This is a genomic window from Pedobacter sp. GW822-FHT03F06, from assembly GCF_058801365.1.
This window is the reverse complement of the sequence record NZ_JBXANE010000003.1, coordinates 84816-101641: the sequence shown is the minus strand read 5'-3', so window position 1 is coordinate 101641 and position 16826 is coordinate 84816. Positions and strand designations below refer to the sequence as shown.

Annotated in this window: 11 protein-coding genes; 8 read left to right on the top strand and 3 right to left on the bottom strand. The window is 37.1% G+C overall.

The window, feature by feature from the left end:
- The first annotated feature begins 39 nt into the window (after positions 1-39).
- The 3 genes from AC1RJ8_RS05925 (at position 40) to AC1RJ8_RS05915 (ending at position 7328) form a co-directional block, all read left to right on the top strand.
- A complete protein-coding gene (locus tag AC1RJ8_RS05925) occupies positions 40-945 on the top strand; it encodes an SdiA-regulated domain-containing protein (protein ID WP_492953190.1) in 906 nt (301 codons plus the stop codon).
- A 212-nt stretch (positions 946-1157) separates the two neighbouring features.
- Positions 1158-4760, top strand: a complete 3603-nt coding sequence (locus AC1RJ8_RS05920) for a BamA/TamA family outer membrane protein (RefSeq protein WP_492953191.1) — start codon at positions 1158-1160, stop codon at positions 4758-4760.
- Between the two features lie 243 nt (positions 4761-5003).
- The gene (locus AC1RJ8_RS05915; protein WP_492953192.1) at positions 5004-7328 is read left to right on the top strand and encodes a GAF domain-containing protein; all 2325 of its coding nucleotides are present in this window, start codon (positions 5004-5006) and stop codon (positions 7326-7328) included.
- A gap of 248 nt (positions 7329-7576) precedes the next feature.
- On the opposite strand, the gene AC1RJ8_RS05910 is transcribed toward AC1RJ8_RS05915, so the two are convergent.
- Positions 7577-8179 (bottom strand): GIN domain-containing protein, encoded by a 603-nt coding sequence (locus AC1RJ8_RS05910; protein WP_492953193.1) that lies wholly within the window; start codon positions 8177-8179, stop codon positions 7577-7579.
- A 271-nt stretch (positions 8180-8450) separates the two neighbouring features.
- Between AC1RJ8_RS05910 and AC1RJ8_RS05905 the strand changes: the two genes are divergently transcribed.
- On the top strand, positions 8451-8807 hold the full coding sequence (locus AC1RJ8_RS05905) for a response regulator (protein WP_492953194.1): 357 nt from the start codon (positions 8451-8453) through the stop codon (positions 8805-8807).
- 299 nt (positions 8808-9106) lie between these two features.
- Here AC1RJ8_RS05905 and AC1RJ8_RS05900 read toward each other — a convergent pair whose 3' ends face one another.
- A complete protein-coding gene (locus AC1RJ8_RS05900) occupies positions 9107-10408 on the bottom strand; it encodes an ABC1 kinase family protein (RefSeq protein WP_492953195.1) in 1302 nt (433 codons plus the stop codon).
- Between the two features lie 8 nt (positions 10409-10416).
- Complete coding sequence (locus AC1RJ8_RS05895; RefSeq protein ID WP_478365205.1) at positions 10417-11070, bottom strand: TetR family transcriptional regulator C-terminal domain-containing protein; 654 nt, start codon at positions 11068-11070, stop codon at positions 10417-10419.
- A 224-nt stretch (positions 11071-11294) separates the two neighbouring features.
- On the opposite strand from AC1RJ8_RS05895, the gene AC1RJ8_RS05890 reads away from it, so the two are divergent.
- From AC1RJ8_RS05890 to AC1RJ8_RS05875, 4 genes are all read left to right on the top strand, one after another.
- Positions 11295-12149 (top strand): HD domain-containing protein, encoded by an 855-nt coding sequence (locus AC1RJ8_RS05890; protein ID WP_492953196.1) that lies wholly within the window; start codon positions 11295-11297, stop codon positions 12147-12149.
- 441 nt (positions 12150-12590) lie between these two features.
- Positions 12591-12731 carry a Sec-independent protein translocase subunit TatA/TatB gene (locus tag AC1RJ8_RS05885; RefSeq protein ID WP_083505447.1) on the top strand — a complete coding sequence of 47 codons (141 nt, stop codon included), beginning with the start codon at positions 12591-12593 and terminating at the stop codon, positions 12729-12731.
- A 57-nt stretch (positions 12732-12788) separates the two neighbouring features.
- Positions 12789-13001 (top strand): hypothetical protein, encoded by a 213-nt coding sequence (locus tag AC1RJ8_RS05880; RefSeq protein ID WP_492953197.1) that lies wholly within the window; start codon positions 12789-12791, stop codon positions 12999-13001.
- Between the two features lie 267 nt (positions 13002-13268).
- Entirely contained in the window at positions 13269-16826 is a 3558-nt protein-coding gene (locus AC1RJ8_RS05875; protein ID WP_492953198.1) for a PKD domain-containing protein, read from the top strand.

Genomic DNA, 16826 nt, shown 5'->3' with positions numbered 1-16826 from the left:
CTGTGGGGACACAGACCATGGACATTAAATTTACCCCTTATGAAATACAATAAAACTTTCCTGGCCTCTAGCTTACTAATTTCAGTTGCCTTTTTAGGCATTTCGTGCGTAAATGGTAATCGTGATGATAAAAAGAACGATTCAACAGAAACTGTTTCAACAGGAGGAGCAGAAAAATCAAGTCTTCCTTACGATTTATCAAACCCGGTAAAGTATAATATGCCCCAAAATCTCTTCGAAATTTCTGGAATTGTATTTCATAATGACGACCCTAAAGAAGTATTTGCGATACAGGACGAAGACGGCGATTTGTTTCATCTGGGCTTAACCGATAAAGAATCGAAGTTCACCAAATTTGGAGGTAAAGGCGATTATGAAGATCTGGCTATCTTAAATAATACCGTAATCGTGTTAAAAAGTAATGGCGAACTACATAGCTTTCCCATTAGTGAGATCAATAAACCAGAAGTTGCAAATGTGGTTAAAACCAAAGACTTAGTTCCTAAAGCCGAATACGAAGGCTTAGCCGCTGACGAAAAAACAGGTCTCGTGTATGTTTTAACTAAAGAAATTAAGAAAAATAAAAGCGATCAAACCGATATTTATGCCTTTAAATATGCCGATGGCAAATTTACTGCAAGTGGAACTTTTGCATTACCTTATAAAGAAATAGCTGACTTATCTGGCGAAGCCAAAATTAAGTTCCGTCCGTCTGCTTTGGCTAAAAATCCCTCAACTAACGAGTGGTATGTGCTTTCGTCAATGAATAAATTATTGGTCGTTACCGATGCAAACTTCAAAATTAAAGCAACATATCCGCTAAAAGGAGACTTCTTTAACCAACCAGAAGGTATCGCATTTGATCGCGATAACAACCTTTATATTTCTAACGAGGGTGGTACTTTATCGGCAGGAAACATTTTAATGTTTAAATTGAAAAAGTAAATATTCGTATTTGTTTTATCGTGTTGATGCTAAGCAATAGAATTATAATAAAGTGGCAGTCCCGCAAAAGGTCGTCATTTCGAGCGAAGTGCAACGCAGTCGAGAAATCTAATATAGATCTCTCCATTTCGCTACGCTTCAGTCGAGATGACGACTTTTCTACCGAACAAAATAAATTTTAAAATAACTATCTTTATACAAACGCTTAGTCTATGATAAAAAGATTTACCCTTTTTACCCTTTTATTTTTAATCAACTTCATTGTCTTTGCGCAAGATGATGTAAAATATCGTGTAATTCTTTTTGGTGATGCCGGCGAAATGAACCCTGCTCAAATGCAGGATTTAAAAAATGCTGCAAAGCAGATCCTTCCCAAAAAAACAACCGTTGTATATTTGGGTGATAATATTTACCCAACCGGAATGGGCCTGCCGGGTAGTATAGAAGAAGAGGAGACCAAAAAGATCTTACGCTCACAGTTCGAGCCTATGCGTAAAATGGGGGCTGCGGTTTATTTTGTTCCCGGCAACCACGATTGGGATAAATCTGGCCCCAAAGGTTTGGCCAAAATCAAAGCACAGGATGATTTCCTTAAAGCACAGAACGATCCATTACTGAGGTTAATACCAGAAAACGGATGCCCTGATCCTGTTGCCATTAAATTAACTGATAAATTAACCATTATTGCTTACGATAGCGAATGGTGGGTTTTTCCATACAATAAATCGAACCCTAATGGCGAGTGCGAATGCCGTACCAAAGATGAGGTTTTAGTGAAGATGGAACAGTTGCTAGAAGAGAATAAAGACAAGGTTATTCTTTTAGCTTCGCACCACCCATTTCAGAGTTACGGGCCACATGGCGGTTATTTCAATTTGAGGAACCACATTTTCCCACTCACATCGTTAAATAAAAATCTATATGTCCCTTTGCCTGTTTTAGGCTCTGTTTATCCGTTATTGCGCTCAACCTTATTGAGCCCTGAAGATTTAAATCACCCTGCGTATAAGGATATGATTAAATCAATAACTGGAGTATTTGGCGATTACCCAAATGTAACCTATGTTGCAGGGCATGAGCATGGTTTACAATTAATTAAAGGGAAACAATTGCAGGTGATCAGTGGTTCGGGTTCAAAGGTGTCGCCAAATAAAGAAGGAAAAACATCTTTGTTTCATGAAATGCAGCAAGGTTATGTGGTTGCCGATCAGTTGAAAAACAACGATATGCGATATGAATATTACATTTATTCAGATACGAGCGTTAAAAGAGTTTATAGCTACATTAAAAAGTTCGAAAGCATCCCTCAAATAATAAGAAACAGAGATAAACCGATTATTGCAGATAGCATTTTTGTACGCATTAAACCCGAATATGACAGCGTTGGCCGTTTTCACCGTGCTATTTTTGGCGAAAATTATCGTAAAGAATATGCTGCAAAAACAAAGGTTCCGGTACTAAGGGTTTCCCAAATGATGGGTGGTTTAAAAGCGACACAACGCGGCGGGGGCAATCAATCGCGCTCTTTACGGTTAGAGGATAAAAACGGTAAAGAATATGTATTGCGCAGCGTGGAGAAATATCCTGAAGTGCTTTTGCCTGCCGCACTGCGCGAAACTTTTGCTAAAGATATTATAAAAGATAACATGTCAGCGCAGCATCCGTTTTCGGCACTGGTAGTTCCCGAACTTGCCAAGGCCGGCGGTATCCCACACAGCAACCCGATTATTGGCTGGGTTTCTCCTGATGACAACTTAGGCGAATTTGAATCCGCATTTGCCAATACTTTGTGTTTGTTCGAAGAAAGAGAACCCACTGGAGAATCAGACAGTTCTCCTAAAATGGATAAAAAACTAACAGACGATAACGATAATAGATTAGACGGACCAGCCTGGGTAAAAGCAAGGGCATTTGATGTGTTATTGGGCGATTGGGACAGGCATGAAGACCAGTGGCGCTGGAAAGAAACCAAAACTAAAGATGGTTCGCTATATTCGCCGGTACCAAGAGATCGTGACCAGGTATTTTTCAGATCTGACGGCCTTTTACAGCGCTACACGCAATCTTCGTCATTATTACCTATGATGCAGGGTTACGAACGTGGTATAAAAGATATCAATTGGTTTTTATGGGAAGGAAGAGAAATCAGCAGCCGTTGGACCGCCAATATTGACGAGGAGGAGTTTGATAAAATTGTGAAAGATTTCTGCGCAAACTATAACGATGCCGTTTTCGAGAAAGCACTAAAAAAACTCCCTGAACCAAGTTACTCATTACATCATGATGCCTTTTTGGCCCAGATGCGTAACCGGATAGCCACTTTGCCAAAGTTAATGAACCAGTATTATCATTTCTTTAACCGTGTTGTGGATATCGAGGTGACCAATAAAAATGAACTGATTCAGATTACCGATGCTGAAAACGATGGATTACGCGTAAAAATCAATAAAATTTCTAAAGAGGGTAATATCAAAGACGAACTTTTCGATCGGAAATTCGATCCCAAAGTAACCAAAGAAATCAGGGTGTACATGCACAACGGTAACGACAGCTTGATTCTGAACAATAAAAACTCGAATATTAAATTGCGGATTATCGGTGGCAAGGGCACTAAAGTTTACGATTTTGCAAACAGCAACGGATCTGTAAAGTTATACGGTAGAACCGATAAGGCAGCTTATAATGGAGAGGATGCCAATAAAATCAGAAAAATTATTTCTAATGATACCTCGAATTTCAGCTATATCCCAAAAGATATGTACCGCCGTAATTCGTGGTTGCTAAATGCCGGTTACAATCAAGATGATGGTCTTTTATTAGGTTTAATCTTCAGGCAAACTAATCCTGGTTTCAGGAAACAGCCTTATGGCAATTCACAGACCGTTTCATTTCTGCATTCGTTTTCTACGAAAGCTTTTAGGTTTAACTATAAAGGCGAGTGGTTAAAAGCTTTGGGTAAAGGCGATTTTGTTGTAAAAGCTGATGCTTTCGCGCCAAATAACACACAGAATTTCTTTGGCTTGGGCAACGAAACACCTTTCAATGATGGAGACAACATTAGGTACTACCGTGCACGTTTCAACCTTTATCAGGTTGATGCGTCAATCAGGTGGCGCCGTCCGAAATCTACCTTCAGCGTTGGTCCGTCATATCAATATTATAAATATAATCAGGAAGATAACGATGGCCGTTTTATCGAAAATCCATCACGCTTACATTCATCTGATTCGATAACGGTACGAAACGAAAAGATGTTTGCAGGTGCATTTGTAAATTTCACCAACAATACCCGCGATAATGATCTGTTGCCAACCCTGGGCAGTTATGTCGATTTTAAACTTTTGGGCTACAAAGGCGTTAACAAATACTCCAATTCTTACGGACAGTTTACGGCAAGTATTGCTTTGTACAAAAACCTCGATGGCAGAAAAAACTTCATTTTGGCAGATCGTTTTGGTGGAGGGATAACCATTGGTAAACCAGCTTTTTATCAGGCCTTATATCTGGGTGGGCAGGGAAATCTCTTAGGTTACCGCCAGTTTAGGTTTGCCGGCGAACATACTTTTTATAACAACTTAGAGCTTAGGGCCAAACTTGGCGATCTGGTTAGTTATGTTTTACCCGGACAAATTGGCTTATTGGGTTTTTATGATGTAGGCAGGGTTTGGAAACGTGACGAAAATTCTACATTATGGCACCACGGTGTAGGAGGGGGCGTTTATTTCGCTCCGGCATCACTTACAGTTGTGCGATTTGTAATGGGGCACTCGTCTGATGGCTGGTATCCATATGTCTCGCTTAATTTTAGGTACTAAATTTGTGTAACATATTAATAGATGTAATATCCAAGTATTACGTTCAGCAGACGAACATTACTTTAACGAGTATGTATCTTTGCAATGAATTAATAATTAAATAGATAACTATAAAATTTACACTATAGCAAAACTTATACAATGAATACCAATGTAATACAACTACATAAGAATGAATGTATACATTGCCAGGTAGAATCATCTCTGTCTTTTCGCCCACTTGTGGAGTATTTAAAAGGCAGATTGAAAACAGAAAAATCGGTAAAATCTGAGTTTTACAGGTTTTTACTTCAAAAAATTGAAAAAGACGATGTGCTGCTTGGCAACATCAGCGCCGAAGATTTATCCCAATATAAAGATACTTTAGAATTAATTTTTACTATTCTAACCCCTTTAATGGATAATGAAGATGATTTGTTTTGGGCTTTAAGTACCCCAATTCCAGATCAGATTTTCTTCAGCACCAATGCATTCTATAATTTTTTTAAGGATCATGATCCTAAAAATAAGGTAACGAAAGACAACGAGCCTATTGAGAAAAAACAACTTAAGTTTATCTACAATGTTATTTTAGGCCGTTTTTATAATTTTAATTCGGTACTGAAAAATGAGATTATTTATGCTCATATTAATCAGGAAACAAAACTGACACAATACTACAATATTCAAACCGATACTAAGTTTGTAGATATTATGCATAAGGGCGATTTACCTGAACTTAATTTTGAAGAACTGGGCAAGCATTTTCAAGACGAAACTGAACTGGAATACCTGGTAAAACACCTGCCTTTACAAGATTTTCACTTTGAAGGATTCAGCATCATCTCAATAACAGATGTAACCTTGCAACATGCTATAGATGGTATCCGCGATGCGCTTGTTAATCACAATTATCAAACTGAAGCCTATACGCATGTAATTCACGCTTTAAAAACACTTAGTGGAAACGGAAAACTCGAATTTGGTTTAATGCCTTTTTTAACCGTTAACAATAAGCTCGTTTTCGATAATCAGGAGTTTTCACAAAGTATGCTGATTAATTCGGCAAAAACATCCAATCTGGAAGAAGAAGTTTTCTATTCATTGGTTGATAAATATAAAGAAAATCCCAGGGCCATTTTTGTAAGCTCAATCAATGACGATCAGATTGATAAAGATCCTTTTTTAAGGGTTTTAAAAGCTGCCGGTGTTTGCTCTTATTCAGTACTGCCTGTATACTACAATACGCAGTTGGCCGGTGTTTTAGAAGTTTATTCGAGCGAGGAAGTATTGGTTGACGATAAACTTTTATCAAGGTTACGTCCGGCAATGCCTTTAATCGGTCAGCTTTTCCAATACAGTATCGAAGAATTTGATGCGAAAATGGACGAAGTGTTGATGGATAAATTTACCGCTTTACAACCATCAGTACAATGGAAGTTTAACGAAGCTGTTTGGCATTTTCTTCAGCAAAATAACAGTTACCATAAATTAAAGGAAATCGAAACGATCACCTTTAAACATATGTATCCGCTGTTTGGCGCAATCGATATCCGTAATTCTACCATAGAGCGTAATAAAGCTTTAAAAGATGACATGGAAGTACAGTTAAATAGTTTAATTGAGACTTTAAAAGCCATCCGTAAGCACGTTTCTTTAGAACTTACCGATAAACTATTGTTCAATTGTAAAGACTGGATTAAACGCATCGGCGATTTTGCTTCATCAAACGAAGAAAATAAACTGAACGAGTTTTTAGAAATAGAGGTTTATCCTTTCTTATCGATTATTAAAGGAAACTACCCGATAACAGCTGAGTTTGTAGATCGTTATTTCGAAGTTATCGTTCCAGAAACAGGTGCTGCTTTTGCAAATCGCAGGCAACTGGAAATTTCGATGCAGCTGATTAATACAGAAGTGAGTCAGTACCTGGAGAAATCGCAGGCTAATTTACAGGCTTCATACCCTTGTTATTTTGCCAAATTCAGAACTGATGGAGTGGAGTACGATATTTACATCGGACAGGAAATTGCACCAGATCGTCCATTTGATCTGTTGTACCTAAAAAATATCCGCCTTTGGCAGTTAACTTCAATGGTCGATATTGCGCGTTTATCAAAAGGATTAATTGGCGAAATGCCCCGTGCATTAGAAACCACACAATTGATCTTTATCCACTCTAATGCAATTGATATTAGCTTTAGGAACGACGAACGTCGATTTGATGTAGAAGGTGCTTACAACATCCGTTACGAAGTAGTTAAAAAACGTATTGATAAAGTATTGGTTAAAGGTACAACCGAACGTTTAACGCAGCCCCATAAAATCGCAATGGTTTATTTCAATCCTGAAGAAGCCAAAGAATATATGGAGTATATTAAATATATGCAGGTTCAAGGTTATTTAAACGACGATTTAGAGCAGCTTGAACTAGATGAACTTCAGGGTGTTTCAGGGTTAAAAGCTTTAAGGGTAGGCGTAAAATACCTGGAAAGTAAAGTAGCAGGTAAAACAGATGCTGCTAAAAAACTTAAACCTAAAGAGATTAAATCCATTGAGAAGGAAATCGCGAAGGTACTACAGCACTAATAAACCGTAAGAGATCGTCATTTCGAGCGGAGAGCAACATAGTTGAAAACCACGAAGTGTTCAGCGAAAGCTATTTAGATAGATCTCTCCATTCCACTGCGTTCCAGTCGAGATGACGGATTTGCTGCTGAAGGTTTAGCATATCATTAATTTTGCGCATCCATCGTCTATCTTACATTTTCCGTGCAAAAAAAGGCTTTCTGATCCTGATCAGAAAGCCTTTTTTATTTCATTTGTGTGTTTTTTTATTATTTGATTGCAGCAATTTCTTTTTCAATTGCAGAAGTTTCTACAGCGCTGATGTTGGTTTTTAAAGCTGCAAATCTATCGATAGTTAATTTTTGTGATTTACCCATAACCAAAGTATGTTGATCCGTTGAACCACTTAATTTTAAATCTGCCTGATCAGCAATTACAGTATATAAACCTTCTGAGCTGGTATTGATTTCGGCATGTGCATTTCCTTTTAAAAAGATCTGAAGATATTTGGTTCTTAGTTTTCCTTCAGTTTTAACAACTGCATTTTCTGATGCTTCAATTCTGTAAAAATCGTTCACATAAACAGTTAGTTTTGCTTTTTCGGTGCTGGTTGAAGTGATTTTTAAATTATCACCGTCCTGCATCACTTTTGCTGTTCCTGTGTTATCATCAGTATAAGAAATGCCTGGGTTATTCCGCTGGATAATGGTTACTTCTACATTTCCTTTTACAGAAATTCTTTTAAAAGCCGATATTTTTAAAATTGCATCTGGCTCTTTTTCTGTTGCAGAAACGCTTGTAGTAAATATCGCTGATGATAAAACGATTGCTGTTAATGAAGAGGCGATTAGGGTTTTGATTGAGGTTTTCATAATATTTTTATTTAATAATTAAATGTTAATTAATTGTTATTTAAATGTTTAAGTCTTTTTGTTGTAGTTTTGATGATAAGACGCTGCGAAATAAAAAACGTTGCAGGCCATGTTGCGTTTTTATACAAGTGATAGGTAATACTCGACGAACAGGCATTAATTCAAGACGAAAACTTAAAACTTTTACCAAGCATTTGTAAAATATTTTAAGATCTTTTATTGATCTCGTCTTTTTCTTTATATTTAATGAGAATTTTAGTCTGTTTTATTTATGAAAAAAAAGGTTGTGCTTGTTCAGGATAATAAAGATATCCTAGATATAATGGACCATGTATTGGAGGAGGAGGGATTTGATGTTACGGCATCATTGACAACCGAGCCTATAGATAAAATAGACCAAATTGAACCCGATGTCGTGATTGTGGATGATCACATTAAGGGGAAAAAGAGAGGATCACAGGTGATTAAAGAACTTAAATCTGACCCTGAAACAGAAGATGTATCGGCTGTGTTAACTTCCACATCAAATAATTTACCTCAGCAGGCAGAAGAATGCAAAGCTGATGATTTTATCGAAAAACCGTTTGATATCGATCACATGGTTGAAGTGGTAAAGAAAAATTCTTAAAATATTTTATTCGAACGAATGGTCATCATTTCGATCCGATAGCTATCGGATGGAGCGTAATCCCGAACTTTCGGGAGAGAAATCTATAAGTTATATTATTCAGAATTTTACTAATAGATTTCTCGGCTACACTCGAAATGACGGACCTTTCCTAAAGGATAACTTCCTCTACAACATCTTAAAAAAACCTTAATTTTCTTAATTCCTTAATGGTTAGTATTCATCCAGGAAGGAAGGGCCAATATCAAAGCAATATAAATTTCTTCTCGAAGCCTCGAGGTAGAAATGACAACTATGCACTATACATTTGGCTTATAAGTATCTGTTTTAACCGTTGTTGCTTTTAATTCATGTAATATCGTATACAGCCCAAAATTAGTCCGGTTAACATAAATAAAATGTTTTACACCACGCGCTTGCTTAAATTCTGGCATTTTTGAGATTTTTTCGCCGTACATATACAATTGCTCAAAAAAATCTGGTTTGCTAAAGTCGAACGATTCACTGATATAAGGTTTGGCAAACAGACTGATCATCTCCCTGTACGATTTATGGTAAAACTCAACCTGCTCAGGAGAATCGTCGGCATGGATCATATCCAGTTTTCTGAATGCATCTATCGTTTTGTTTTTATCATTAATGATATCAGTAGAAATTAGGGCGAAAAACGGGTAATAGAAATCATCAGGTATTTCTTTTATACATCCAAAATCAATTACGCCAAGCTTTTCATCTGGCGTAATCATAAAATTTCCAGGATGTGGATCAGCGTGCACAGCCCTTAGCTCATGCTGCTGGAAATTATAGAAATCCCACAGCGCCTGTCCGATTTTATTCCGTAATTCCTGAGAAGGATTCGTTTGTAAAAATTCTTTTAAATGCAAACCTTCAATCCAATCCATAGTGATAATTCGCTTTCCAGATAATTCTGGATAGTACTTTGGAAATACAACATGATCGAGGTTTTTACAGGCTTCTGAAAATTCTATAGAGCGTTTAACTTCCAGTTCGTAATCGGTTTCTTCAAGCAAACGTTCTTCAACTTCTTTTATATAGATATTCAATTCCCTTTCCGACATGCCCAATAAACGGAAAGCGAAAGGTTTTACCAGTTTCAGATCAGAAGAAATACTGTCTCCAACACCAGGGTATTGAATTTTAATGGCGAGTTTTTTACCATTAAGCATTGCTTGATGCACCTGGCCAATAGATGCAGCATTGCTGGAGCTTAAGTTGAAACTATCGAAAATATTTTCGGGTGTTTTACCGAAATTTTTCGTGAAAGTCCGAACAATTAATGGACCCGAAAGGGGCGGGGCATTGTATTGAGACTGGGTAAATTTATCGACATACGATTTTGGCAGGATATTTTTATCCATACTCAGCATCTGTGCAATTTTTAAGGCACTGCCCTTTAATTCGCTCAGCGATTTATATATGTCGGTTGCATTGTCCTCGTTAAGCTGCTCGCGGTCCATATCAGGGTTAAATAGCTTTTTCGAGTAATGTTTAATGTAATTACCCCCGATCTGAATACCTGTTTTAACAAATTTTGCCGAACGTTCTACTTTTGTGGTTGGAATACTTTTTTGTGTTTTCATCTGGTATGTTAAAACCTCATCTTATCTGCAAACTTCCCATTCCTGCTTAAAAACTTCCCATATTCCAATAAATTATCAATTGGCGAATGCTGAAAAAGATCGAAAGTTACATTAATGCCTTTTTCTATGGCCTCATCGCTTTTTTCGAAACCTTCACTATCATCATTGATCCAAAAATTAACAATAAAAGCAAACTGGATCCATAAGGCATCTTTATACCTTTTGCTTAGAAAGCGGCGCTCGGCAAGCTCCCCACTATCTAAACCCTCTTCAATAATTTCTTGTGCAAAGTTTTCGAAAATAGGTTTTACACCAGCCAGTACATCAGGAGTAGAAAATTTACCACGGTGATTCTTTAAGCTGTAAATCACAAAACTGCGTTCGTTCTTCAGGTTTTCGAGGTAACTGTAAAAGAAAGAAAGCATTTTTTCTCTGGCCGTATACTGGAGCCAAACTTCCTGCTCTTTAATTTTGTTAATGGTTTCGAAAGTAAGTTCAAACCAGATTGTTTTTTCTATGCTTTCAAAAGAAGAGAAAAACTGATAAAAATCGGCCTCGGTAATTTTAAGCTTCTTCACAAAAACATAAACCGATTTTGGTTTTTCATTGTTTGTTAAAACATAATCTAAATATGCTTTTCTAATTTGCTGAGCAGTTGCCATACACCTGTTTTTTACAAGTATAACGTTTAATTTATGGGCTTGTTTTTACAGTAGGTTTTTTGTTGATCATGAAATTGTAATAATAGCTTTCAAAATATTTGAAAGATAGTTTGTGGCTAATTATTTTAGTTTAAGTAAGTTTAAATGTTGATAATTTTTAAAATTAAAACTAAAATATTTAGTATTTTTGTTGTTGATATTTCTTTTAACTAAAACACAGCAATATGGTCCAGGTGAACGATTTTTTATACGGCAGAATGGAACTGCCAATGGTATTCTCTGATCTGTTAAATACTGATGCTTTAAAAAGGTTAGGTGGGATTCATCAAAGCGGTGCTATATTTTTGGTTAATCCAGATATCTGCCATTCACGTTTGGAGCATGCTATCGGAGTTACGATGTTGATCAGGATGCTTGGTGGCTCAGAGTTGGAGCAAATTGCCGGCTTGCTACACGATATTTCGCATACCGCTTTTTCTCATGTGGGCGATTATGTTTTCGACAATACAGAAGAAGATTATCATGAAAAGGTTTTTGCCGAAGTTTTATGCAGATCCGAAGTGCCTGATGTGCTGTTAAATTATGGATATAATGTTAACCAGATTTTGTATGGTACATTTAATATTTTAGAACAGCCATTGCCAGCGCTCTGTGCTGATCGTTTAGACTACACTTTACGTGATGGTATTCATGGTGGGGTAATTTCCCGTCAGCGCGCCCGCGAGTTTTTAACATCTATTGTGTTGAAAGATGGGAAAATAGCGGTGAATGCAGAAACTGAGGTAGCTTGGATTAATGAAGCTTTTGAAAAACTGAATAACGAGGTGTTTAAATTACCGCTTCACCTTTACGCCAACGGCAAAATGGCCGAATTAATTAAGAAATTTCTGAATAAAGGGGTATTGGTTGAAAGTGATCTGTTTAAAACAGACACCATGTTGCTAAACAAAATCAGAACTTCTTATGAAGGATATGAAGCCATTAAGTCGATCAAACAGTTGAAAGGTTTCGCCGAATTTATGCGCCATGGAGCGGTGCCAAAGATAAAAACAAGAACTTTGAATGCGCTTCTGGTTTAGTGTTTAGGGGTTGATGCTTTGCGTCGATTATCCTCTTATTTTAACCAATGGTAATCAATTAATGAACTAATTTACGATCGAAATACAGAAATTGAGGATTATGATTTGTTGCATCATCCTAAGGAATAGATTTTTGTATAAAAATCGATATAAATAATATGGAAATTCAAAGAGATAATTCCCCAAGATTTCGTCATTTCGAGCGGAGTGCAACGCAGTCGAGAACCACGAAGTGCTCAGCGAAGCTAAATCTGCCAAGATAGATCTCTCCATTTCGCTGATAAACCAAAGGAGATGACGATGCTTTTTATTGAAAGTCTGTCAATGGTAACTTTTTTCAAAGGCTTTCCTGCTATAACGAGAATAAAACCAATTGGTAATTGAACCAATCAAACAAACCGTTTCAGAAGAATTAGCGTATATTGTGAAAAATATAAAGACATGTCTGCAATAGAAATTATTTTAATAGGAGTAGTGATCCTGCTTATTTTTGGTGGCAAAAAATTGCCGGAGTTGATGCGGGGGATAGGGAGAAGTGTGAAAGAATTTAAGGATGCCAAAGATGAACCTCCTGTTAAATAATTGCACTAAATAAAACTTTCTGTTAATGGCGCTGTTTTAATTAAAATAAACGCCAAGATGGAAAATAAAAAAGAAGATCTAGCCAAATCAAAATCTGATTTTACAGCAGAAAATGCAAAACACCCTGAAAAGGGATTAAATGATTGGAACGACCGCTTGGATCAAAATCTGGAGCCTGAAGATCATAACGATAGTATTGCAGATGAGAAGGCCAAAGATTTCTCCGCAAAATACGGGAGCGGCGATCAGTCCGATCAGGGTAGTAACTGAACCTTTATCCTATAGCCACTTTTAATAGGTGGCTTTTTTATTTTGCCTGCCTGTATTCATCGCTTCCACTTCTGCTTTTCAATACGAATTATATTTATATGTGAAATTTTTTTACACTACTCTTTAAGATTATTACACGAAAGGCTCTTTTTCTGCGTAAAATTGTTAAAATTCTAATAATTCTTTTTTCTTGTGATTTGATTAATAGTATATTGCATATCAAATCAAACAAACATGTATAACGTTTTCAAAATAAACTGATAGGTAATGAAGAGGCATTGGTTATTGGTTTTGTTTTTTTTGCTTTTTGCAACATCCATATCTTTTGCTCAAAATACATCAAATAAAGGGAAAGATTTTTTTATTCCTTATGCCGGCCATATCGATGGGGACAGGTCGAGGTTAACTTTATTTCTATCTGCAGATCAGGCTACCGGATATGAAGTTTATATTGGTGGTATTTTGGTATCTCCGGTTGGTGCTACTATTCCGGCCAATACCTGTATGCCATTTGTAATCAATCCTACAGTCTACACCGTGTTAATGAGCAGCTCTAATTTAATAGAGCCCAATAAAGCCATTCACGTGGTTACCACTAAAGCAATATCATTGTATAGCATTATTTCTAATAATGCCCGTACGGGCGGTACTTTAGTGTTGCCTACCAATACTTTAGGACAAGAATACTATGCTTTTAGTTATGAAAACCATGGAAATCAACAAGGCTTTTCTCAATTTACAATTGTAGCAACAGTTGATAATACAGATGTAGAAATTACACCTAAACAAAACGAAAGATATGGAGGAAGAACCGCCAATACAACTTTTACCATTAAGTTAAATAGAGGCGATGTTTATCAATATCAATCAGTTGGTGATTTAACAGGAAGCCACATTAAAGCCTTAAACTGTAATCCTGTGGCCGTATTTACGGGTAATACCTGGGCAGCATTTTGTAATGAAGGTAATAGCCGCAATCCGAGTGGTGGCGATAACCTGTATCAGCAGGTTTTTCCGGTTTCTGCATGGGGGAGAAATTTTGTAACCGCACCTTTTTATAATACCCTTCATGGTAATACCGATATTATGAGGATCATTGTGGCTGACGATAATACGGTTTTAACCGTTAATGGGAGTACTACAGATGCCAATGGAACTCCGCTTTCTAATCCATACAACAAAGGATCGGTAGTTACCTTTTTTTCTACTTCGGCAAACGTAATTTCTGGTTCGAAACCAATTGCTGTGGCACAATACCAAACTTCGCAAACTTGTAATCAAAACAATGGAACCAATACAAACCAAGCGCAATTTCCAGGCGATCCTGAAATAACCGTGCTTAATCCTGTTGAGCAAACACTAAATAATATTACGGTTTTCTCTGATTTGAAATCGGTAGGAGTTCCCACCCAGATCGGGAGATACTTTCTGAATGTAATTATTAAAACAGCAGATATAGCTTCGTTTAGGCTAGATGGTAACCCGGTGAATAATTTCACTGCTATTGATAATGTATTTAGCTATGCTGTAATTGATGTAACCAATACGCAACCCCAACACCGGTTATCTGCAGCAGGTGGTTTTTCGGCAATTTCATACGGTTATGGAACGGTAGAGTCTTATGCATACTTAGCTGGAGCAAATATTCAGAACTTTACTTTTCAGCCTTCCAGTACGGTTACGGGGCAACCTATTAGCAGCGGTTGTTTAGGAGAGCCCATCAGTTTAACCATAAATTTACCTTACCAGGCCATTAAATTAGATTGGGAGATTCAGGGAGCGGCAAACTTTACGGATAATAGCCCCGTGGCAATAAATACCTTTACCAGGCCAAATGACAATAATACGTATTATACCTACAAGTATCCTAACGACCTGAATTATCCAAATCCTGGTGATTATCAATTTAAAGTAATTGCAACTAAGCCCAACGCCGATAATTGTGGTAATACAGAAGAATTGATTATTGATTTTTCGGTTGATAATCAGCCTACTGCCATTGGGGTAGTTCCTGAAACAGGTTGTCAGGCCAGCGGTGTTCAATTTACCGATAAAAGTGTTTCAAATTCAAATTCGCGGAGCATTACAGAATGGTTGTGGGATTTTGGCGACGGAAAAACATCTCCTGAGCAGAACCCTATTCATGTTTACGATCTCCCAGGTACATATAATGTGGTTTTAACGGCCATAACAGATTCGAAATGTTCAGAAACATCTTCAGCATTTCCAATTTTGATTAATCCACAACCTTTATCTGATTTTGATGTGAAAGGTTTATGTGTGGGCAAACCGATTATTTTAACTGAAAAATCAACAATAGAAAACCCCGGAACTATTGTGAAATGGACCTGGGATTTCGGGGATGGAAGTACCTCTTCTACTGAACGGCAACCTACTCATCAATACACCGCTATTGGTTCTTATACCATTACGCTAACAACCGAAAGCGATAAAGGATGTTTGAGTGTAGTGAAATCTAAAACAGTAACTGTAATTGATCCACAATCGGCTGATTTCGAGCTTCCTGATTTTTGTTTGAATGATGGTGTGGCCAGATTTAAAAATACCTCCAAAAATGCAGATGGAAGTACAACCGGATTAACTTTTTTATGGCAATACATGGATAATAACAATAATGTAATCGCTACAACAACAGGTATTGATGGTGCTTTTACGCCTGCAGCCTCGGGTAATTATAATGTAACGCTGATTGTGAAGAATCCGGATGGTTGCGAAAGGTTTACGTCAAAACCATTTACGGTTAATGGTGATGTTAAAGCAGCAGATTTTGAAATTTTAAACGATCATAGCTGCGTAAGTGAGGACATCATGATTAAAAATACGTCTACCGTATTTACGGGTAATATTACAAAAATTGAGATATATAGAGATTTTGGCAGAGAAACTTCTATTTATAAAACCATCCCTTATCCCGGTAATAACGAAGTTTTTGTGATAAAGTATGATACTTTTGGCGGCACCACCGACCGAACATTTAACATCAGGCTTGTTGCTTATTCCGGAGAAAACTGTGCTAAATTTTTAGATAAAAGGCTTACGTTAAAACCGGTTCCGCAATTGGTGTTTGATGAGATGGCTCCCGTTTGCGAGGCCGATGGCACTGTTTTAATTACACAGGCCAAACAAAAAGCTGAAGAAGAAGTGACGGGAGGTGATGGCAAATATTCTGGAGATGGTATAAAGGAAGATGGTACTTTTAATCCTAAAATTGCCGGACTTGGGCCGCATATCATTACTTATACATTTACAGGAGATAATGGCTGCTCTAGTTCCATTAGCAATACAATTGAGGTGTACAAATCGCCTGTCGCTGATGCAGGTACATTGATTTATATCCTGGCAGGTGGACAGATCGAGATCCCTGCAACTGCAGAAGGTACTAATTTGAAATATAAATGGTCGCCTGCTATAGGCTTGAATAAAACAGATGTATTAAATCCAATTGCATCACCAGATAACGATACCGAATATACGCTTACAGCAACCACACAGCCTGACGGATGTGCCACAACATCGACAGTATTGGTAAAAGTTTTGCAAGTATTAAATCCACCTAATACCTTTACACCAAATGGCGATAATGTAAACGATACCTGGATCATTAAATACTTAGAATCTTATCCAAACGCTACTGTCGAAATTTTTAACAGAAACGGGAATAAGGTATTTTTTAGCACTGGATATAAAATTCCTTTTGATGGAAATTACCAAAATCAACCGCTTCCGGTAGGTGTTTATTATTATATCATTAACCCGCGTAACGGACGTAAAACAATAACAGGACCGCTCACTATAATCAGATAA